The 19742-nt window shown below is 59.8% G+C and carries 20 protein-coding genes and 1 pseudogene; 2 read left to right on the top strand and 19 right to left on the bottom strand.

Features of this window, described 5'->3' with window-relative positions:
* Positions 1-29 precede the first annotated feature (29 nt).
* The 8 genes from cysA to CDA56_RS24060 all read right to left on the bottom strand — a co-directional run bounded on the left by cysA (position 30) and on the right by CDA56_RS24060 (position 6558).
* On the bottom strand, positions 30-1124 hold the full coding sequence (gene cysA, locus CDA56_RS24095; protein WP_004853015.1) for a sulfate/thiosulfate ABC transporter ATP-binding protein CysA: 1095 nt from the start codon (positions 1122-1124) through the stop codon (positions 30-32).
* Entirely contained in the window at positions 1114-1989 is an 876-nt protein-coding gene (gene cysW / locus CDA56_RS24090) for a sulfate/thiosulfate ABC transporter permease CysW (RefSeq protein WP_103814830.1), read from the bottom strand. The genes cysA and cysW overlap by 11 nt, the downstream gene beginning before the upstream one ends.
* Complete coding sequence (gene cysT, locus CDA56_RS24085) at positions 1989-2822, bottom strand: sulfate/thiosulfate ABC transporter permease CysT (protein ID WP_004123378.1); 834 nt, start codon at positions 2820-2822, stop codon at positions 1989-1991. The genes cysW and cysT overlap by 1 nt, the downstream gene beginning before the upstream one ends.
* On the bottom strand, positions 2822-3838 hold the full coding sequence (cysP, locus tag CDA56_RS24080; RefSeq protein WP_049069738.1) for a thiosulfate/sulfate ABC transporter substrate-binding protein CysP: 1017 nt from the start codon (positions 3836-3838) through the stop codon (positions 2822-2824). Before cysP ends, cysT begins: the two co-directional genes overlap by 1 nt.
* Before the next feature lie 226 nt (positions 3839-4064).
* Positions 4065-4964: a Dyp-type peroxidase gene (locus CDA56_RS24075; RefSeq protein WP_009654897.1), complete on the bottom strand. Its 900-nt coding sequence runs from the start codon at positions 4962-4964 to the stop codon at positions 4065-4067.
* Positions 4965-5057: 93 nt separating this feature from the next.
* Positions 5058-5633 (bottom strand): RpoE-regulated lipoprotein, encoded by a 576-nt coding sequence (locus CDA56_RS24070; RefSeq protein ID WP_103814828.1) that lies wholly within the window; start codon positions 5631-5633, stop codon positions 5058-5060.
* Between the two features lie 63 nt (positions 5634-5696).
* A complete protein-coding gene (locus CDA56_RS24065) occupies positions 5697-6146 on the bottom strand; it encodes a DUF2919 domain-containing protein (protein WP_004853030.1) in 450 nt (149 codons plus the stop codon).
* Positions 6133-6558 (bottom strand): GNAT family acetyltransferase, encoded by a 426-nt coding sequence (locus CDA56_RS24060; RefSeq protein WP_004853033.1) that lies wholly within the window; start codon positions 6556-6558, stop codon positions 6133-6135. Before CDA56_RS24060 ends, CDA56_RS24065 begins: the two co-directional genes overlap by 14 nt.
* A gap of 211 nt (positions 6559-6769) precedes the next feature.
* On the opposite strand from CDA56_RS24060, the gene amiA reads away from it, so the two are divergent.
* Both amiA and hemF read left to right on the top strand, forming a co-directional pair.
* Complete coding sequence (gene amiA / locus CDA56_RS24050; protein ID WP_004870750.1) at positions 6770-7645, top strand: N-acetylmuramoyl-L-alanine amidase AmiA; 876 nt, start codon at positions 6770-6772, stop codon at positions 7643-7645.
* Positions 7645-8544, top strand: coding sequence for an oxygen-dependent coproporphyrinogen oxidase (hemF, locus tag CDA56_RS24045; RefSeq protein WP_102803361.1), 900 nt, complete (start codon positions 7645-7647; stop codon positions 8542-8544). The genes amiA and hemF overlap by 1 nt, the downstream gene beginning before the upstream one ends.
* A gap of 114 nt (positions 8545-8658) precedes the next feature.
* Here hemF and eutR read toward each other — a convergent pair whose 3' ends face one another.
* From eutR to eutN, 11 genes and pseudogenes are all read right to left on the bottom strand, one after another.
* Positions 8659-9711, bottom strand: a complete 1053-nt coding sequence (eutR, locus tag CDA56_RS24040; RefSeq protein WP_025106630.1) for an HTH-type transcriptional regulator EutR — start codon at positions 9709-9711, stop codon at positions 8659-8661.
* 48 nt (positions 9712-9759) lie between these two features.
* Complete coding sequence (gene eutK / locus CDA56_RS24035) at positions 9760-10242, bottom strand: ethanolamine utilization microcompartment protein EutK (protein ID WP_014230327.1); 483 nt, start codon at positions 10240-10242, stop codon at positions 9760-9762.
* Positions 10243-10252: 10 nt separating this feature from the next.
* Positions 10253-10912: an ethanolamine utilization microcompartment protein EutL gene (eutL, locus tag CDA56_RS24030; protein WP_004853042.1), complete on the bottom strand. Its 660-nt coding sequence runs from the start codon at positions 10910-10912 to the stop codon at positions 10253-10255.
* 9 nt (positions 10913-10921) lie between these two features.
* Positions 10922-11815 (bottom strand): ethanolamine ammonia-lyase subunit EutC, encoded by an 894-nt coding sequence (gene eutC, locus CDA56_RS24025; protein WP_032693169.1) that lies wholly within the window; start codon positions 11813-11815, stop codon positions 10922-10924.
* Between the two features lie 20 nt (positions 11816-11835).
* Positions 11836-13196, bottom strand: a pseudogene (gene eutB / locus CDA56_RS24020) (ethanolamine ammonia-lyase subunit alpha).
* An 11-nt stretch (positions 13197-13207) separates the two neighbouring features.
* A complete protein-coding gene (gene eutA, locus CDA56_RS24015) occupies positions 13208-14611 on the bottom strand; it encodes an ethanolamine ammonia-lyase reactivating factor EutA (RefSeq protein ID WP_102803362.1) in 1404 nt (467 codons plus the stop codon).
* Positions 14608-15840 (bottom strand): ethanolamine utilization protein EutH, encoded by a 1233-nt coding sequence (gene eutH / locus CDA56_RS24010; protein ID WP_004853049.1) that lies wholly within the window; start codon positions 15838-15840, stop codon positions 14608-14610. The genes eutA and eutH overlap by 4 nt, the downstream gene beginning before the upstream one ends.
* Positions 15841-16010: 170 nt before the next feature.
* Entirely contained in the window at positions 16011-17198 is a 1188-nt protein-coding gene (gene eutG, locus CDA56_RS24005) for an ethanolamine utilization ethanol dehydrogenase EutG (RefSeq protein ID WP_103814826.1), read from the bottom strand.
* Positions 17188-18027, bottom strand: coding sequence for an ethanolamine utilization protein EutJ (gene eutJ, locus CDA56_RS24000; RefSeq protein ID WP_103814824.1), 840 nt, complete (start codon positions 18025-18027; stop codon positions 17188-17190). Before eutJ ends, eutG begins: the two co-directional genes overlap by 11 nt.
* Positions 18028-18037: 10 nt before the next feature.
* Entirely contained in the window at positions 18038-19441 is a 1404-nt protein-coding gene (locus CDA56_RS23995) for an aldehyde dehydrogenase family protein (RefSeq protein WP_103814822.1), read from the bottom strand.
* Between the two features lie 11 nt (positions 19442-19452).
* The gene (eutN, locus tag CDA56_RS23990; protein ID WP_004853058.1) at positions 19453-19740 is read right to left on the bottom strand and encodes an ethanolamine utilization microcompartment protein EutN; all 288 of its coding nucleotides are present in this window, start codon (positions 19738-19740) and stop codon (positions 19453-19455) included.
* Positions 19741-19742 lie beyond the last annotated feature (2 nt).

Here is a 19742-nt window from a genome sequence, read left to right as displayed (position 1 = left end):
ACCGGGCGAAAAACATACGCGATAACCTATCAGGCTGACTCAGCCAGAGCAATATCCTCGCGCGTCTCAATGCGTTCCTTCCCGTGATAAATACGGGCATGCTGCAGACCGACAAACAGGCGCTCTCCCCGGTGCGGCGGGACGTCGTCGCGCATGACCACGGTCAGCGGCTCGGTATACCAGCCCAGCGGTTGTACCACCAATTGCGTGTAGTGACCTTTAGGGCTAGCTTCCAGCACCTGCACCGGCAGCGGTGAATCGAGGCTGGTTCGGCGGCTCACGTCAACTTCCCACGGACGCAGGAACAGATCGACCGGCCCCTGATGCGCGGAGGTATAGCCCAGCGGCCAGCGGTGCGCGCCCACGTGGAATTGTCCGCCGCGAATGGTGCCCTGCAGACGGTTCACCTCGCCCATAAATTCCAGCACAAAGCGGGTCGCCGGTTCGCGCCAGAGCTGCTCCGGCTCGTCAACCTGCTCAATGTTGCCCTGGCTCATCACTACCACGCGGTCGGCAACTTCCATCGCCTCTTCCTGATCGTGGGTGACGAAGACGCTGGTGAACTTCAGCTCTTCATGCAGCTGACGCAGCCAGCGACGCAGCTCTTTACGCACCTGGGCGTCCAGCGCGCCGAAGGGTTCATCCAGCAGCAGTATCTGCGGTTCAACGGCTAACGCACGCGCCAGCGCCACGCGCTGCTTCTGCCCGCCGGAGAGCTGCGCCGGAAAGCGATCCGCCAGATGCGCAAGCTGTACCATCTCCAGCAGTTTGGTCACTTTCGCTTTGATGGCCGCCGCATTCGGGCGCTCGCGGCGCGGCAGTACGGTCAGGCCAAACGCAATATTGTCGAACACGGTCATATGGCGGAACAGCGCGTAATGCTGGAATACAAAGCCCACCTTGCGATCCCGGGCATGCAGACGGCTCACGTCGGTGCCGTGAAAGCGGATGTGCCCGCTGGTCTGATGCTCAAGCCCGGCGATAATACGCAGCAGCGTGGTTTTACCGGAGCCAGACGGCCCGAGCAGCGCCACCATTTGTCCGGAAGGGATATCCAGCGAGATATCATTCAGCACCTGGGTGCGACCAAAAGACTTCTTAATATTGGCAATCTCAATGCTCATGATTTCCCTCCTGATGCTGACGTTTTTCCTGATTTTCTAAACGCCACTGCACCACACTCTTCAAAAACAGGGTCAAAATAGCCATCAGCGTCAGCAACGCGGCGGCAGTAAACGAACCGATGGTGTTGTAGTCCTGCTGCAGCAGCTCAATCTGTAACGGCAGCGACAGGGTTTCACCGCGAATAGAGCCGGAGACGACGGAAACGGCACCAAACTCGCCAATCGCGCGGGCGTTGGTCAGCACCACGCCGTAAAGCAGCGCCCAGCGGATATTCGGCAGCGTCACGCGGCGGAACATCTGCCAGCCTGACGCGCCCAGCAGCACCGCCGCTTCGTCTTCGTTGCTCCCCTGGCTTAACATCACCGGCACCAGCTCGCGCACCACAAACGGGCAGGTCACAAAGACCGTCACCAGCACCATGCCCGGCCAGGCAAACATGATCTGCAGGTTGTGCTCATCCAGCCAGCCGCCCAGCGGCCCGTTGGAGCCGTAAAAGAGCAGATAAACCAGGCCCGCCACCACCGGCGACACGGCAAAAGGAATATCCAGCAGGGTCAGCAGCAGCTGACGTCCCGGGAAGTTAAAGCGCGTCACCAGCCACGCCAGCAGGGTACCGAACACCAGGTTCACCGGCACGGTGATCAATGCAATCAGCACGGTCAGCCAGATGGCGTGCAGCATATCCGGGTTCGCCAGGTTTTCCAGCGCCGGCATCAGCCCCTTGCTGAACGCCTGGACGAAGATATAAATCGTCGGCACGACGAGAATAAGGGCGGAAACCAGCACGCCCGCACCGATCAGAAACCATTTACCCCAGTTGATGCGGGGCGCATCGTATCGCTTCAATTGCGTAACTTCCGCCATCAGTGACCTACCACACGTCGACCAAAGCGACTTTGCAGAGTGTTAATCGAGTACAGCAGCAGCAGCGAGGCCGCGAGGATCACCGAAGCAATCGCGCTCGCCGCCGGGTAATCAAACTCCTGCAAACGGATAAAAATCATCAGCGAGGTCACTTCCGTTTTCCACGCAATGTTGCCGGCGATAAAAATCACCGCGCCGAACTCACCGAGGCTGCGGGTAAAGGACAGCGCAACGCCCGCCATCAGCGCCGGGGAGAGCTCCGGCAGCACCACCTTGCGAAAGCTCTGCCAGCGCGTGGCGCCCAGGGTTTCCGCCGCTTCTTCATATTCCGGACCCAACTCTTCCAGCACCGGCTGCACGGTACGCACCACAAACGGGATGCTGGTAAAGGCCATGGCCACCGCGATACCGAGCCAGGTATAGGTGACTTTAATATCAAATTTCGCCAGCCACTCGCCGTACAACCCGTTCACGGAGAAGAGCGAGGCGAGGGTTAAGCCGGCAACGGCCGTCGGCAGCGCAAACGGCAAATCCATCAGCGCATCAAGCAGCGTGCGGCCCGGGAAGCGGTAGCGGGTTAAGATCCACGCCATCAGCAGGCCGAACACGCCGTTAAAAATGGAGGCGACAAACGCCGACAGCAGCGTCACTTTATAGGCCGCCACCACCTGCGGGTTGGTCACTACGTCCCAGTACTGCGCCCAGCTCATCTGGGCAAGCTGCATCACCAGCGCGCTGAGCGGCAACAACAGGATCAGGCAGACGAACAGCAGGCTGGTCCCGAGGCTTAAGGTAAAGCCCGGCAGCACGCGTTTAGTCGATACTGCAAACATTACTTACGCCCCGCCGCCAGCAGTTTGTCCAGCTCACCGCCGCTGGCAAAATGGGTTTTCATCACATCAGGCCAGGAGCCAAATTTATCTTCCACGCGGAACAGTTCGGTCTGCGGGAATTTATCTTGCAGTTTGTTCATCACGTCCGGGTTATTCACGCGGTAGTAGTAATCGGTAATGATGGTCTGCGCCTGCGGGCTGTACAGGTAGTTGAGATAGGCTTTTGCCGCTTTCTCGGTACCGTTGGCCTGGACGTTTTTATCCACCCACGCCACCGGGAACTCGGCCAGGATGTTGGTTTTCGGGATAACCACCTCAAAGCCCTGCGCTTCATACTGTTTGCGGATGTTATTCACTTCCGATTCGAAGCTGATCAGCACATCGCCCAGACCGCGCTCGGCGAAGGTCGTGGTAGCCCCGCGACCGCCGGTATCAAACACTTCGACGTTTTTCAGGAACTGGGTCATGAACTGCTCGGTTTTCGCTTTATCGCCGCCGTCAGCCTTGTCCGCCGCGCCCCACGCCGCTAAATAAGTGTAACGCGCGTTGCCGGAGGTTTTTGGGTTCGGGAAAATCAGCTTCACGTCGGAACGCACTAAGTCATTCCAGTCGTGGATATTCTTCGGGTTGCCTTTACGCACCAGGAAGCCCATGGTGGAGTAAAACGGCGAGCTGTTATTCGGCAGACGGCTTTGCCAGTCGGCGGGGATCAGCTTGCCTTTGTCGTGCAGAATCTGGACATCGGTCACCTGATTGTAGGTCACCACGTCAGCCTTCAGCCCTTGCAGAATCGCCAGCGCCTGTTTTGATGACCCGGCATGAGATTGTTTAATCGTCAGCTTATCGCCGCCGTTATCTTTCGCCCACTGCTGTTCGAACTGCGGGTTAAGGGCGGCAAACAGCTCGCGGGAAACATCGTAGGAACTGTTCAGCAATTCCGTCGCCTGCGCCTGCGCGACCAGCAGCACAGAAGCAGCCAGCGCCAGATATCCTTTTTTTAGTGATTTAACGGCCATTGCGCACCCTTATCAATATGATGATTTTCTGCTGATCATCATATTTATAACGGCTATGAAAGGAGTAACGGTTTTATATACCGTTTGGCGATTTGGAAGTCGAAAAGAGAATAAGGGAATGGCAAAGCTTATCTGAATCACGCATGCAGAACCGGAAAACGTTCGACGCCTGCCGGCCGCGCCGAACGGTCCCCTCTCCCTGCGGGGAGAGGGTTTGGCGGAGATCTTACAGCGCCAGCAGTCTATCCAGCGAAGGCGCGAAGTAGTATCCGCCGGTTACCGGTTTGGTAAAACGCAGCATCGCGTCGCGCTTACCGTCGGTATCGCCGAACATGCTCAGCAGCTGCTGTTCAATATTGTGCAGACGCGCGCAGTAGGCGCAAAAGTAGAGGCCGTGGGTCCCGCTGGCGGTACCGTACGGCAGGCTCTGACGCACAATCTTCAGCCCTTTACCTTCTTCTTTCAGATCCACGCGGCTCAGGTGAGAGGTATCCGGACGATCGTCGCCGTCAATCTCTTCGTTGGCTTCTTTGGTACGGCCGATCATCATCTCCTGATCGGGAACGCTCATGCGATTAAGCTGCTTGAGGTTGTGCTCCCAGCGCTGCACAAATACGTAGCTGCCGCCTGCATCGACGCCATCCTGAATCACCGCCACTTCACGGCGGGTCTCTTCCCCCGCCGGGTTTTCAGTACCGTCGACAAAGCCGCTCAGATCGCGCTCTTCAATCCAGCGAAAGCCGTGAATCTCTTCTTTGACATCAATTGCTGCGCCAAAAGCGGAGAGGGCCGCCTGAGCGACAGAAAAATTCAGCTCATGCTGCGCGGACAGAATGTGGATTAGCACATCATACTGGGTCGCCGGGGCCAGACCTTTGCCGTAGGACGGGAAATCTTTTAGCTCTTCAGCCCCGACGCCACCGCTTAGCTGACGCCAGACGTTATGGCCAAAAGCGACCACCGCCCCCAGCTTCGCTTCCGGGTATTTCGCCTGAAAGGTGGCTAACTTATCGGCAAACACCTTGCTGGCTTCGCGCAGGGCATCAACATCGCCTTTGACATTTGCTTCAATCCAAATCGCCGCACGGCAATGTTCCGGCAAAATGCCGCTCTGAACCTGAGACATCGCTCCTCCTGAAATAGTACAACCACAACGCTGTGGCTTTTTAAGGCGCTATTGTACCCGCTTTTTCAGGACCTCGAATCACTTCAGATCAAATTAGCGACGCCAGATAATCTTGCTCACCTTCCAGTTTTTCAGCGTGTCGTCGGAGGGCATTAGCTCTTCAGGGCCGCTCCAGTTGCCGGTGAAGGCATAGCTGATATGCTGGCTACCCTCGGCCTTGCACTCCACCACGGCACCGTTATCGTTGCTGGCTTTCTGGCAGTTGCCAAACGCTTTGCTGTAGATATCGCTGAACGGGGTACCGATTTTCACGCCGCTGGCGGCTTTGATATTGCTATCGCGCACGTCGATGCGGCTAATAGTCCCGCTCTCGCCGTTGATGGTCAGCGCGACCTTGTCATCTTTTAACGCTTCGAAATAGCGCACAATATTGCCGTTAGCCGTTTTCATGCCGCTGCGCAGGCGGTAGCTGCTGCCGAGCGCGTCGCCGATCGCCTGCTCGCTCAGCGCCGTTGACGCCGTCAGGTTGCCTACGCCCTGTTCGCTCACCTCCATAGAGGAACCAAACCAGTTCCACGGATAAGCCGCCGACCAGTTCACCGAGCTCATCGTTGAGCAGCCGGTTAAAGCCAGCGGTAGTGCGCAGAGAAGTAAACGTAGCGATTTCATGACTGAGTGTCCTTTCTGATGTATTCAACGCAAGTTGGAGTACGCGATCGGCAAAAAGTGCCGTTAAACCTGTTCTTCGCGAAAACAGGCTTTCAGCCGACGGCTGCTTAACAGCCACCAGAGCGCGTAAAGATCCGCCGCCAGCAGGCCGATGGTCACCGCCGAAGGCGACTCGCCGCTCATCCACAACAGCGGTTGCCAGACCAACAGCAAGAGCTGGGAAAGCACCAGCAGCCAGCGCATCATGGGCCAGAGCCGGGGGAAGCGCTGACGATGCCCGCTAATGATAAACGCCAGCACCGCCGGAATGCCGGGGAGCAATCCCAGCCAAAAATTATCGTGGTCCGGATAAAACAGATTCAGCAGCGCGTCGCCCTGCTGGCGTGACGCGCCGGCCATCAGAAATAGCACCCACGTCCGCGCCTGAAGCAGCAGCACGCACCAAAAGAGAAACGGCAAACGCAGGCGGCCGTGGGTATCGAAATCGGCGGGGATAAACTCAGTATTCTTCATCTTCAATTAAGCGCTTGCCGAGGCACAGCACGTCTGAATGCTCATAGCCAAGGCGTTCGTACATCCCCTGCACCACGTCATTATCTTCGCGAACCATAATATTTATTTTCGGACAGCCGCGGGCGATCAGCTTTTTCTCCAGCCGATTAAGCAGCGCATTAGCAATACCGCGACCGCGATATTCAGGATGCACGCCAAGATAGTAGGCAGACCCGCGATGCCCGTCATAACCGCCCATCACCGTGCCAACCACTTCACCGTTAACTTCGGCGACCAGAAACAGGCTGGCATCGTGGTTCAGCTTACGTTCAATATCCATTTCCGGATCGTTCCATGGGCGAAGGAGATCGCAACGCTCCCACAGGGTGATGACCTCTTCGAAATCTTGCTGGCGAAAAACGCGTATCTCCATGGTATTCCCCACCATTGACGGTTAAAAACAGAGATTATGGCGTGATTGTGCCCGATAGCCAATATCAGGCGCAATGAGCCGCAAAAAATGGCATACTATGACTCTGTCATGTATTGAAATGAAAAGTAAAACAATTCTTATTTTGAATGGTCGTATCAGAAAAGACGATACGATATAACATCGATTACCACTTGTTTGCAATTCAGGCCGAATGAGCACTTTTAAACCATTAAAAATACTTGCTTCGCGCCGCCAGGTGCTGAAAGCCGGGCTGGCAGCAATCACGCTTTCAGGGATCGCCTCACAGGCCAGCGCGAAAGAACAACAGCCATTGAAAACATCCAATGGGCACAGCAAACCCGCAGCGAAGAAAAAAGGCGCCAAACGCGTCGTGATGCTCGACCCGGGCCATGGCGGTATTGATACCGGCGCTATCGGCCATAACGGTTCAAAAGAGAAGCACGTCGTGCTGGCGATCGCTAAAAACGTGCGCAGCATTCTGCGCAGCAACGGCATCGATGCGCGCCTGACGCGCAGCGGCGATACCTTTATTCCGCTCTATGACCGGGTGGAGATCGCCCACCAGCACGGCGCCGATCTTTTTATGTCAATTCACGCCGATGGTTTCACCAACCCGAGCGCGGCCGGCGCCTCCGTTTTCGCCCTTTCCAACCGCGGCGCCAGTAGCGCCATGGCAAAGTATCTCTCGGACCGTGAAAACCGAGCGGATGAAGTGGCCGGCAAGAAAACGACGGATAAAGACCACCTATTGCAGCAAGTGCTGTTCGACCTGGTACAAACTGATACCATCAAAAACAGCCTGACGCTCGGTTCCCATATCCTGAAAAAGATCAAGCCGGTGCACAAGCTGCACAGCCGCAATACCGAGCAGGCGGCGTTTGTGGTGCTGAAATCGCCGTCGATTCCGTCGGTGCTGGTAGAAACCTCGTTTATTACCAATCCGAACGAAGAAAAACTGCTCGGCACCACCGCGTTCCGGCAGAAAATCGCCACGGCGATTGCCAACGGCATCATCAGCTATTTCCACTGGTTCGATAACCAGAAAGCCCACTCGAAGAGACGTTAATGAGACCCGATGCGCACCAGGTAAAAGCTTTCCTTCTCCAGCTCCAGGATGCTATCTGCCAAAAGCTCAGCGCCGTTGACGGCAGCGAATTCATCGAAGATAGCTGGCAGCGGGAAGGCGGCGGCGGCGGACGCAGCCGGGTGCTGCGCGATGGCGGTATCTTTGAGCAGGCTGGCGTTAACTTTTCGCACGTGCACGGCGAGGCGATGCCGGCCTCCGCAACCGCGCATCGCCCTGAGCTGGCGGGCCGCAGCTTTGAAGCGATGGGCGTCTCGCTGGTCGTGCACCCGCGCAGCCCCTATATCCCCACCAGCCACGCTAACGTACGCTTCTTTATCGCGGAAAAACCGGGCGCCGAGCCGGTATGGTGGTTCGGCGGCGGCTTCGATTTAACCCCCTACTACGGCTTTGAAGAAGATGCCGTTCACTGGCATCGCACCGCCCGCAACCTGTGCCAGCCCTTCGGCGAAGAGGTTTATCCGCGCTATAAAAAGTGGTGCGACGACTACTTCTTCCTCAAGCATCGTAACGAACAGCGCGGCATCGGCGGCCTGTTTTTCGATGATTTGAATACCCCGAACTTTGACCATTGTTTCGACTTTATGCAGGCGGTAGGCAATGGCTTCACCGATGCGTATCTGCCCATTGTCGAGCGGCGTAAAGAGAGGGTCTGGGGCGAGCGCGAGCGCGATTTTCAGCTCTACCGCCGCGGGCGCTACGTGGAGTTCAACCTGGTGTGGGATCGCGGTACCCTGTTCGGCCTGCAAACCGGCGGCCGCACCGAATCCATTCTGATGTCGATGCCGCCGCTGGTGCGCTGGGAATACGACTACCAGCCGGAAGCGGGCAGCCCGGAAGCGGCGCTGAGCGAGTTTATTCAGGTGCGCGATTGGGTTTAACGTTACCTGATAGTGCGGTTCGCAGGCCAGATACGGCGCCGTTTTGCCTGATGGCGCTACGCTTATCAGGCCTGCGATGACGGCGCGAATCGCCATCCGGTAAATAGATCGTCATCACGCCCACTGCCGCATCCGCTGATGCAGCGTCAGCGACGGTTTCTCGGCGAACAGCTGCTGATAATCGGTAGCGAACTGGCCCAGGTGCCAGAATCCCCATTGCATCGCCGCATCCTTAACCGTCGTGCTCTGCGACCACGGGCTAATCAGCTCCCGGCGCACCGCGTTTAAACGAATGCGCTTCAGCCAGGCGTTCGGCCCGATCCCCAGAATGGCGTGAAAGGCGTTTTGCAGCGTACGGCGGCTGACGTGCAGCTGCTGACATAAATCGAGAACCGTCAGCGGCTCCGACATATTCTCCAGCACGTACTCCCGCGCCCGGGAAAGCAGACGCCGATAGCTCTGGTGGCTAATGCTCTCGGCGGTAATCATCGGCTGCGCCTCCTCCAGCATCGCCCCCATCGCCAGCAGGAGATTATCGCCCAACACCTTACGCACCGCGGGCTGATGAAGGTTCTCCGGATTCTCGCTAAACGTCGCCAGCGCCTGCTGCACAAAGCCCCACAGCGCCGCCTTGTGCTCCTCTTTGACCTCCAGCGCCGACTGGTTACGCAGCATATGCAGCACCCGCTCCGGGTGATGCAGGAAGCTGGCCTGGCGGGAAATGACATCCTCCGAGATCACTACGCCCAGAATGGTGTAATCATCCGGCGTGCTGAGCTCAAACTCGGTGCCGCCGGGTCGGGTGGCGATTTCGGCGCTGCCGAGACACTGTGAGCCAATAAACCCCTGCTCGCCGCGGGTTGCCGGAATACCGAACCAGAAGGAGTTCGGCCACACCAGGCAGGACTGACGCAGCGCCAGGCCGGTATATTCGCGAAAGACCTGAATATCATCGAGCAGGATTTCGGTAAATTCACCGTGAAATTTCCCCGGATGCAGCTGATCGTAAATCTGCTGCCAGGCGGTAATCGTCAGGGCATGTTCATAGACATCGGTGGTCCGCCGCTGATGGACGTTGTCCACCTCGACCATCGGCGTCAGTTTAACGTCTTCGGGTAATGCTTCATGATAAAGATGGTGCAGGTTGGCCGGTTTTTTCTTTTTCATGATCTGATAAACCGGGAGCGCTTTCGCGTTCCCGGCACCTCCGACTGGTTAATTTTTTAAGCGATAGCGACTACTGCGTTTACGCAACGCTCCGGTAGAAAAGAGCTGCTCCAGCGCCTTCCTGGCCTCTTCAAGCGACCAGCCGAAATGGGCGGCCACCTCCCCTGCCGTCATTCCCTGACGCGTGGAAGAGAGCAGCGTCAGCAAGGGTTCTGAGGATTCCACGACCACCGGCGGCTCCGGCGTTTGCGGCAGCCGTTGAAAACCGGCGATCAGCCGCTGGGTATCCTCTTCCGGACGTCCAATCTCCCGACGGCTGATAACGCGCCCCGTACGCTGCGCCGCAGCGCTACCGGCATCCAGCGCCGCCCGGCACGCCGCCAGGTCGCCTTCCACCACCAGCGTCAGCCTGCCGGGGTCAAGAACCTCATGGCTGAGCAGCCGCACGTTGGCCGCCTTCAGCATTGCATCCGCCGCGTCAACGGCGGCCACCATGCCGTCCACTTCCAGTAATCCCAGGGCGTTGATCATCGCTTCCCCCTTACGCGCGCTGGATTGGATGACGGGCAATATCCAGAACGGCATCGGTAAAGGCGTTACAGGCGGCTTTACATGCGGCCTGGCTTCCCGTCAAAAAGGCGGCGGAATAGTTGGTTTCCGACGGCGGCGGCACGTAGGTCACCAGCTGCACGTCGGCCGATTTCATTGCCGCATCGATACCGAAGGTCGCCTCCAGCGGCGGCGCCACCAGATAAGCGATCGGATCGCCCAGCGCAATGCCGGAGGTAGACGAGAGATAAGAGCCGGTACGCGACACCACGTGCGCCAGAAACGCCGTATCTTCGGCATCGTTGGCCCACTGGAACGCGGCCCCAGTTTCGATATGCGCCACCATCGCATCCAGACCGGCGCGCACTTCCGCCGGGTTCGGGCCGCCCAGCATAATCAGCACTTCACCTGCGGTTGGCGAAGGGCCGTGGGCCGCGCCGGCGTAAAGAGAACGACCGTAGACCACTTCCACCATCGCCTGTTTTGTCGCTTCGTCAGCGGCAATATAAGTCACATCATCCGAATCCGCCGTGATGAGTCCGAGGCTACGTATATGCGGCGGTAATTTAAGCTCGCGGGCAAAGCCGTCATTCACTGAGGCAATCACGCGCATGGCCGTCACCGAAGGGCGAATTAAATCTAATGCAGGCATGATGCCTCCTTACCGAGTCATGTTGATGCCGGAAGCCTTCTGCTCCAGCATGCGTTTGGCCAAATCGACAATCACCGCCGCGGCTTCTACCGGGGGCGTGCCGCCCTGGTGAATATTGGAAATACAGGTCCTGTCCGCTTCGACGGTGGTCGCCACGCGCGGCGAATACACGGCGTAACAGGAGAGGCTTTCCGACTGCCCCAGCCCCGGACGTTCGCCTACCAGCAGGATGACCACCTTAGCGCCGAGAATTTCGCCAATCTGATCTTCAATTTTGACCCGCCCGTAGCGGACGAAGAACGGCGTACCGACCTTCAGTCCGGCCTGCTTCAGGCCCGACAGCAGCGGCGGCAGGATCTCTTCATAGTTGACGGTAATCGCGTCGGTAGAGAGGCCATCGGATACCACCACCTGAACGTCAGGATTCGCCACGCACTGCGCCTTCAGCGCGTCAATCGCCTCCGGACTCAGCCGACGGCCCATATCCGGGCGCGTCAGGTAGAGGTTTTTGTCGCTAATTTCGGAGCGCACCTCCAGCAATCCCTGGGTTTTCACCCACTCCTCCGGTACCTCTTTCAGCACCGTATCCTTGGAGCGCGAGTGGTCGGCGAGGAAGCGCAGCAGCGCGAGGGTGCGCGGACGCGGACCGGCGCGGCCGGTACACACGCGCGCTGCGGTGCTGCGCTTCAGTTCGGCCAGCACTTCCGCACGATGCGGCTGCTGCACGCCAATCCAGCCTTTCGCCTCTGGCGAACCTAAATCCAGCGCGCAGCTCTCCGCCGCGACCTCGCACCGGCTGGCGCACTTCGTCACCGTCGCCTCAGGCGCTGCTGCTGCCGTCTGCGGTTGTCCCATTGACGCCATCACGCTACGTACAATTTCTTCAATCTGCTTTTGATCCATCATGTGTCATCCCCGCGTCATCAAAAGAACAGTGACGGATCGCCCGCCCGTTGGGTCAGACGACCGTTTGCCATAATGCCCATGGTTTCCAGCCAGCGTTCGAACTCCGGCGACGGCCGTAGATTCAGCAACTGACGGACGGTAGCGGTGTCGTGAAACGCGGTGGTCTGATAGTTGAGCATGATGTCGTCGCCGAGCGGCATGCCCATGATGTAGTTGCAGCCGGCGGTGGCGAGCAGAATCATCAGGTTTTCATTGAGGTTCTGGTCGGCGTCGGCATGGTTGGTGTAGCAGCAGTCGCAGCCCATCGAGATGCCGCTCAGCTTGCCCATAAAGTGATCTTCAAGACCGGCGCGAATAATCTGCCGATCGTTATAGAGGTACTCCGGCCCGATAAAGCCCACCACGGTATTGACGAGGAACGGATCGTAGTGCCGCGCCAGGCCATAGTTGCGCGCCTCCATCGTCACCTGGTCGGCGCCGAAGTTCGCGCCGGCCGACAGCGCCGAGCCCTGCCCGGTTTCAAAGTACAGGCAGTTCTCTCCGGCGATACGGTTAAACTCGGCGCCGACCGCCCGCGCTTCATCGAGCATCGCCAGCTCCACGCCGAACTCTTTTAGCCCCTTTTCGCTGCCGCAGATGCTCTGGAAAATAAGCCCCCCCGGCGCGCCGCGACGGATCGCTTCAATCTGGGTGGTGACGTGCGCCAGCACGCAGCCCTGGGTCGGGATATTAAACTTGTCGATAACGCCGTAGACGGTATCGAGGACGCGGGTCAGGTTTTCTACGTCATCGGTTACCGGGTTAACGCCGATCACCGCATCGCCCGCGCCGAACGAGAGCCCCTCGTAGATTTGCGCGGCAATGCTCTGCACATCATCGCGGGTATCGTTCGGCTGCAGGCGGCAGCTAAAGGTGCCCGGCAGGCCGATGGTGGTGTTGGCTTTTTTAATCACCGGCATTTTCTTCGCGCCGTAGATCAGGTCGGCGTTGGAGCAGACCTTCGCCACCGCCGCCACCACTTCTGAGGTCAGCCCTTTGCGTACAAACGCGATGTCATCGCTGGTGACCTCATCGTTAAGCACGTATTCGCGCAGGTCGCTGATGGTCCAGTTTTTAATCCGCTGATAGGCGGTTTCGTTGACGTCATCCTGAATCAGGCGCGTCACGCAGTCCTCTTCATAAGGAATCACCGGATTGTTACGAATATCGGCGACCGTCATATCGGAGAGCACCTGCTTCGCCGCCACGCGCTGCTGCGAACTTTCCGCCGCCACCCCCGCCAGCACATCCCCGAACGCAGTTCGTTGGCTTTAGCCAGCACCTCTTTTACATCCTTAAACTGATAAACATTGCCAAACAATGTGGTCTTTAGTTTCATAAGTCGTTCCCTCAGGAAGGAAATGCGAGTGATTTCACCGTCACCGGCACAACCGATCCGCCAAAAAGAGGCGTACCAATGTCGATATAGTCCCCCGCCCGTACGCTCACCTCATCGATGACCGCCAGCGGGAGTTGTTGCAGCTGTGGGCGCAGCAGCATGCCCAGCGCTTTGCCAAAGTCCTGCTCGGCCACCACCAGCAGGGGATGCGGGTTGGGAAAGCGCGCGACAAAAGCCAGCAGCGCGTCAATCACCACCAGCAGGGCGGCGTAGCGCACCGGCAACGAAGCAGGGAGCGCCAGCACGTAAGCATCCGATCCCGGATCCAGATCGAGCTGCATCAGCGCCTGCTGCCAGGCGCTCAGCAGATCGGCTTCATCAAGCGGGATCGCCACCGGCAGATTGCGCAGCGGGAGCTGAACCCCCTCCAGCCAGATGGTGCTGCCAGAAAGCGAGAGCGTGTGCGCGCCGGCGCCAATCACCGTGGCGCGTACGGTTTGCGCCGGGAACTGCACGTTCATCTCCCGCAGCCGCGGATGCTCATGCAGCGCCGTGGCCAACAGTGGCCCAATATCAGAAAAACAGAACGGATCCGCAGGCTGATTGCGGTAGCACTCGCCCACTCCGCCGGAAAGGGTTATCACCTCGGGTACCGCGCCTGCGGGCAGCAGGCCGGTTTGCATCAGCCGTTGCGCCAGCGGAGAGAGCGTGCCGTCGATAACTTCGACGATCAGCTCCGCCATCCGCCGCGCTACCTGCGCTAACTGCGAAGCACTCAACGCGCGCGCATCGGCGCCTGCGCCAAAAACCTCATCGACGATCATTTGTCCCGGCTGATGCGCATAAACCACCCGCCCCTGGCCGTCGGTCTCCAGCAGGCGCCCGCCAACGTTCAGGCAGGCGGTGGCGCTGATTTTTCCCGCTTCAAACAGCGCGTAGTTTGAAGTACCACCGCCGATATCAATGTTCAGCACCCGGCACATCCGCTGTTCAGAAAGGGTTTGCGCCCCGGCGCCGTGACCGGCAATCACCGATTCCAGATGCGGCCCGGCGCTGGCCACCACAAAGTCGCCGAGCGACTGCGAGAGCGCCATCACCGCCGCCCTTGCGTTGCGGGTTTTCGCGCTTTCGCCGGTGATAATGATCGCCCCGGAGTCCACCGATTCGGGGGCAACCCCGGCGGCCTGGTACTGCGCCAGAATCAGCGCCTTGAGTTCGGTCTCCTTCAGACCGCCCTGCTTATCAACCGGGGTAAAGAAGACCGGGCTTTGCCAGCTAATTTCGCGTTTGATGAATTCGTAGCGCGGCACCTGCGACACCGCCGCACGGTTAACCAGCTCAAGGCGGGAGAAGATCACCTGAGTGGTGGTGGTGCCGATATCGATACCGACGCTCAGCAGCTGGCGAGTTTTCACGATTGCGCCTCCGCTTCGGTTTTCGCCGCCGCCGGTGCGTTTTCATCTTTCGGCACCAGCAGCATCGCTACGCCAATGGCGGTGACGCCGCCGATCAGCTTGCCGACGATCATCGGGAAGATCATGGCGTTCATGTTGGCGGCGGCGAAGCCTAAGTGGTCCCCCAGCGCGAAAGCGGCGGAGACGGAGAACGCGCAGTTGATGACTTTGCCGCGGGTATCCATCTGCTTCATCATGCCGAACATCGGGATGTTGTTGGCCAGCGTCGCCACCATCCCGCCGGCAGCCATATTGTTGATTTTCAGCAGATTACCGACGCGCATCAGCGGCTTTTCAAACCAGCGGGTCAGCAGCAGCACCATCGGATAAGCGCCGAGCAGCACGCAGGAGATCGAACCAATAACTTCGATAGCGCGCATCACCTCGCCGGGCTGGTCGCCGGGAGCCATAAAGATCGGGTCGAGCCCCGGGATCAGATCCCAGCCGAGCAGGAACTTGATGACCGCCGCCGCCAGGCCGATGGTGATCAGCGCCACCAGAAATTTGGCGAAAATCTGGAAGCCGTTGATCATTTTTTCCGGAATAAACTTCAGCCCCAGCGCCACCAGCACCGCGACGATAAGCACCGGGATCATATTCATCAGGATCAGCGCGAAGGTGAACTCCACCGGCTGTCCGTTAATCTCCACGCCGGAGTACATGGCCACCAGGCCGCCGGCGATGCAGCCGATTGGAATCGTGACGATCCCGGCCAGCACGCCCAGCGCCAGGTAGCGGCGGTCGGAGGGCTCGATGATGCCGAGCGCGACCGGAATGGAGAACACCAGCGTCGGCCCCATCATCGCCCCGAGGATCAGGCCGGAATAGAGCCACGCCGCCACGTCGCCGCCCGCCAGCTCTTTAGCGAGGAAGAAGCCGCCCATATCGCAGGCCAGCAGCGTTCCGGCGAACATCGACGGGTTGGCGCCGAGCATTTCATACAGCGGAATTATCACCGGCCCGAGCAGGTGCGCCAGTACCGGCGCCAGCGCGGTCATCCCGACCATCGCCAGGCCCAGCGCGCCCATCGCCATAAACCCCTCTTCGAACTGGCCGCCGGATCCTTCGATGCTTTTGCCAAACTTGCCGAGAAAGCGCGCCGAGCCGCCAAACTGCGACAGGATCCTGTCCACGGCGGCAATCAGCATAAAGAACATCATGATGTACATGATGATTTCGTTAATTCCCATAGCCTTTACTCCCTGTCATTTATGATTTGTATTAATACTCTGCGGCCTTCCCCCGGGGGCGGCGCAAAGCGCCTTGCCCGGGCTACCGGTTCAGCGCGGCTTGCCAGGCTTGTAGCCCGGACAGATGCGCAGCATCGCCTCCGGGAAAATTCGCCGGTGTTAAGGCCGCATCAGCGCGCCGCCGCGTACAGATCGATAACCTGCTCCCGGGTGGCGGTGCGTGGATTGGTGCGCAGACAAATGTCCTCCTGCGCCGCCTGCGCCCATGCGCTGAAATGTTCGGGCTTCGCCCCGGCGTCAGAGAGTCGTTTGCTCAGGCCGACTTCGGCGATCAGCGCCTCTACGGCGGCGATAGCCTCGTGGTCGTCGGTTTTTTTAGCGGTCAGCGCCCGGCCGATCTGGCTGAAACGCTCGCGGCATACCATGCGGTTAAACCGCATTACCGTCGGCAGCAGCATGGCGTTGGCCTGCCCGTGTGGAATATGCAGCGCCGCGCCGGGCTGATGCGCCATCGCATGACACAAACCCAGACCCGCGCTGGAAAAGGCCATTCCCGCCATACAGGAAGCCAGCAGCATGCTTTCGCGGGCGGCGAGGTCGTGGCCGTAGCCCACGGCCTTCGGCAGCGACTGGCCGATCATCGCTATCGCGCCAAGCGCCAGGCTATCGGTGAAGGGCGTCGCGTTGAGCGCGCTGTACGCCTCAACGGCGTGGGTCAGCGCGTCAATCCCGGTCATCGCCGTCACCGGCGGCGGAACGCCTTCAGTCAGGGCGGCGTCGAGAATCGCCACGTCCGGCATGAGCGAGGCGTGGGCCAGCACCTGCTTGCGCCCGCTGACCGCATCGATAATCACCGTCACGTTGGTGGTTTCCGAGCCGGTTCCGGCGGTGGTCGGCACCGCAATGAGCGGCAGACGCGGGCGCAGTACGCTGCTTTCCGTCATCGCGCTGAGCGTCTGCTCCGGGTTGGTGACCAACAGCGCGACCGCTTTCGCCGCGTCAAGCACCGAACCGCCGCCAAAGGCCACCACGCCGTCGCACTTCGATTCGCGCAGCTGCGCCACCGCCGCGCAGACGTCGGTAATGCACGGCTCTCCCGGCGGACAGGGCCAGACGGTCATCGCCACCCCCTTCATCGCCAGGCTGCGCGCAAGCCCGGCGGTCATTCCCGCCTGATGCAGGAAACTGTCGACCATCACCAGCAGATGGCTTACGCCTCGCGCTTGCGCTTCCTGGCCGCAGGCGCTCAGCGCGCCGAGGCCGCACAGCGTCACCGGCGGCACGCTGAAGGTTTTCACCCGCTGCAGATTCAGGGTATCGAATGCCTGAAAGAGCGCCGTCTGCAGTTCAGCTTGCATAGATTCCCTCCGCTTTCTCTCTCCCGCTGCTGGCTATCGCCAGCGGGGTCATAAACAGGCTGTGCTGCGGTAAATGCACCCGTAATTCCGGGAAGCGCTTGCGAAACAGCGCGTCCACGCCCGGCTGCATACAGGAGCCGCCCGCCAGCCATAAATCAGCAATGCCCTGGCCTTCAATATGGTGAGCAACAATCTCGGCCATCTTTTCGTATACCGGCTTCATCACCGGCCAGATCTCCTGGGCGTTGCTGCGCTTGTACTGCTCCGCCTCTTCCAGCGGCATGCGGCGGTTACCGGCAAGGGTCAGGGAGATATGGTGACCGCCGGTCGCTTCATCGGCGGAGTACGTCACCTCGCCCCGTTTGACGATAGCGATCCCGGTGGTGCCGCCGCCGATATCCACCACGCCCGCGTTGTCGAGCTGTAGCAGATCCGCCACCGCGGTCGGTTCATCCAGCACGTGGCTAACTTCCAGCCCGGCAGATTCGAGTACGTTGATCGAAATACGCGGGTCGGTGCCCGGCGGAAACGAGGTCGCCGCGTGGCTGAAGCGACAGCCAAGCTGCTGTTCGAGCGTATCGAGATGGCGGCGCACGATGGTGACGGCGCCGAAGAAATCCCAGACGATGCCGTCACGCACGACGTCAGCCCAGTCCAGACACACCGCCACCGGCTGCCCTTCGCTGTCGACAACCATCGACACCACGTCGCAGGTGCCTAAATCCACGCCCAGCCACAGCGGTGATTCACTGGCGGCAGGCGTCTGATTACACAGGGCGGCCGCTTTTTGCAGTCTGGGGGTGAGCCAACATTGTTCGTCGTGTGCCATGAGTCATCCCTTATACAATTCGGAAGGCATCCACCAGCACGCAGCGCCGCAGGCGAACGAAGGTGCGCGCGCTGGTCACCCCCTCCCCGGTTGGCGTGGTGATGGTCATGGTGGTCCAGCCCTCTCCGCCCAGCCCGAGCCCGGCGATGCACGGCCCGTTTTTAACGAAAATGCTGGTATCAATGGCGTTCGCCATCTGATTCATGTTGTCGATATTGCGCGAGTGCATCGCCGCCGTATGGTGGCAGCCGCCCTCCAGCTGCACCGCCAGCGCGATAGCGTCATCGACGCTGGCCACCCGTACGACAGGGAGCACCGGCATCATCAGTTCCGTCACGGCAAATGGATGGCTGGCCGGGGTTTCCACGAACAGCAGGCGCGTCTGCGGCGGCACGTTCAGGCCGATGGCGGCGGCAATCTTGCTCGCGTCACGTCCCACCCAGTCACGGCTGACCGTACCTTTGCCGCGCTCATCGATATTCTTCAGCAGCACCGGCTGAAGCTGCTCGGACTGGGCCGCGCTGAGCTTCACCGCCTGCTGGCCTTCCATCAGGCGCATCAGCTCGTCGGCGACGCTATCGACCACAATCAGCACCTTTTCGTCGGCGCAGATGATGTTGTTATCAAACGAGGCGCCTTTGACGATGGACCGCGCGGCGCGCGCCAGGTCGGCCGTTTCGTCGACCACTACCGGCGGGTTACCGGCGCCGGCGGCAATCAGACGTTTATTGGTATGCTTGCGCGCGGACTCCACCACCGCTTCACCGCCGGTGACCACCAGCAGGCCAATACCGGGGTACTTAAACAGCCGCTGGGCCGTTTCGATGTCCGGGTTCGCCACGGTGACCAGCAGATTGGCCGGACCGCCCGCGGCAATCACCGCCTGGTTGAGCAGCATAATCGCCCGCTGGGAAACCCTTTTCGCCGCCGGATGCGGGGCGAACACCACGCTATTGCCCGCGGCAATCAGGCTGATGGCGTTATTAATTACCGTCGCCGCCGGGTTGGTGGAGGGGGTGACCGAGGCCACCACGCCCCAGGGCGCATTTTCAATCAGCGTCAGGCCGTTATCGCCGGTGAGCACCTGCGGAGAGAGGCACTCCACGCCCGGCGTGCCGCGCGCCTGGGCCACGTTTTTGGCAAATTTATCTTCAACGCGACCCATGCCGGTTTCGCTGACGGCAACCTCCGCTAATTCTCTGGCGTGTTTTTCGCCCGCCTCACGGATGGCGTGAATCGCCAGCTGGCGCATCGCCACGCTTTTCAGCCCCTGCTGGGCCACCTTTGCCGCCGCGACGGCGTCATCCAGGGAGGCAAAGACGCCCATCTCATGAACGGCGTCGTCCGGCTGGCTGCTGGCCGTCATTTTCAGCAGTACCGCTTTCACCACCTGTTCAATATCCTGTTGATTCATGATGTTCAGTCCTATTTATGGAAAATCACCTGACCGCCGGCCACCGCTTCATCGACGATACCGATGACGCACAAATCCACAGGAGACGCCTCGCTGCGGTGTGCCTGTCGCGCCGAGCTTCCGCTCACCAGCAGCACCCATTCGCCGGGCCCCGCGCCGATGCTGTCGATGGCGACGGCGCACTGCCCGTCGGGCTTGCCCGCTGCATCAATCATCTCCACCATCAGCAGCTTGTCGTGCGCCAGCCCCTGATGGCGGACGGTGCAGACAATCTGTCCCGTGACGACTGCCAGTTTCATAC

Source organism: Klebsiella michiganensis (genome assembly GCF_002925905.1).
Lineage (GTDB): Bacteria > Pseudomonadota > Gammaproteobacteria > Enterobacterales > Enterobacteriaceae > Klebsiella > Klebsiella michiganensis.
Note: the sequence above shows the minus strand (reverse complement) of the source record. Positions and strands in the feature narration are given on the sequence as shown.

Bases quoted from the DNA above. Each gene is read 5' to 3' on its own strand.
- cysA (WP_004853015.1), bottom strand. From the start codon at position 1,124: ATGAGCATTGAGATTGCCAATATTAAGAAGTCTTTTGGTCGCACCCAG.
- cysW (WP_103814830.1), bottom strand. From the start codon at position 1,989: ATGGCGGAAGTTACGCAATTGAAGCGATACGATGCGCCCCGCATCAAC.
- cysT (WP_004123378.1), bottom strand. From the start codon at position 2,822: ATGTTTGCAGTATCGACTAAACGCGTGCTGCCGGGCTTTACCTTAAGC.
- cysP (WP_049069738.1), bottom strand. From the start codon at position 3,838: ATGGCCGTTAAATCACTAAAAAAAGGATATCTGGCGCTGGCTGCTTCT.
- CDA56_RS24075 (WP_009654897.1), bottom strand. From the start codon at position 4,964: ATGTCTCAGGTTCAGAGCGGCATTTTGCCGGAACATTGCCGTGCGGCG.
- CDA56_RS24070 (WP_103814828.1), bottom strand. From the start codon at position 5,633: ATGAAATCGCTACGTTTACTTCTCTGCGCACTACCGCTGGCTTTAACC.
- CDA56_RS24065 (WP_004853030.1), bottom strand. From the start codon at position 6,146: ATGAAGAATACTGAGTTTATCCCCGCCGATTTCGATACCCACGGCCGC.
- CDA56_RS24060 (WP_004853033.1), bottom strand. From the start codon at position 6,558: ATGGAGATACGCGTTTTTCGCCAGCAAGATTTCGAAGAGGTCATCACC.
- amiA (WP_004870750.1), top strand. From the start codon at position 6,770: ATGAGCACTTTTAAACCATTAAAAATACTTGCTTCGCGCCGCCAGGTG.
- hemF (WP_102803361.1), top strand. From the start codon at position 7,645: ATGAGACCCGATGCGCACCAGGTAAAAGCTTTCCTTCTCCAGCTCCAG.
- eutR (WP_025106630.1), bottom strand. From the start codon at position 9,711: ATGAAAAAGAAAAAACCGGCCAACCTGCACCATCTTTATCATGAAGCA.
- eutK (WP_014230327.1), bottom strand. From the start codon at position 10,242: ATGATCAACGCCCTGGGATTACTGGAAGTGGACGGCATGGTGGCCGCC.
- eutL (WP_004853042.1), bottom strand. From the start codon at position 10,912: ATGCCTGCATTAGATTTAATTCGCCCTTCGGTGACGGCCATGCGCGTG.
- eutC (WP_032693169.1), bottom strand. From the start codon at position 11,815: ATGGATCAAAAGCAGATTGAAGAAATTGTACGTAGCGTGATGGCGTCA.
- eutH (WP_004853049.1), bottom strand. From the start codon at position 15,840: ATGGGAATTAACGAAATCATCATGTACATCATGATGTTCTTTATGCTG.
- eutG (WP_103814826.1), bottom strand. From the start codon at position 17,198: ATGCAAGCTGAACTGCAGACGGCGCTCTTTCAGGCATTCGATACCCTG.
- eutJ (WP_103814824.1), bottom strand. From the start codon at position 18,027: ATGGCACACGACGAACAATGTTGGCTCACCCCCAGACTGCAAAAAGCG.
- CDA56_RS23995 (WP_103814822.1), bottom strand. From the start codon at position 19,441: ATGAATCAACAGGATATTGAACAGGTGGTGAAAGCGGTACTGCTGAAA.
- eutN (WP_004853058.1), bottom strand. From the start codon at position 19,740: ATGAAACTGGCAGTCGTCACGGGACAGATTGTCTGCACCGTCCGCCAT.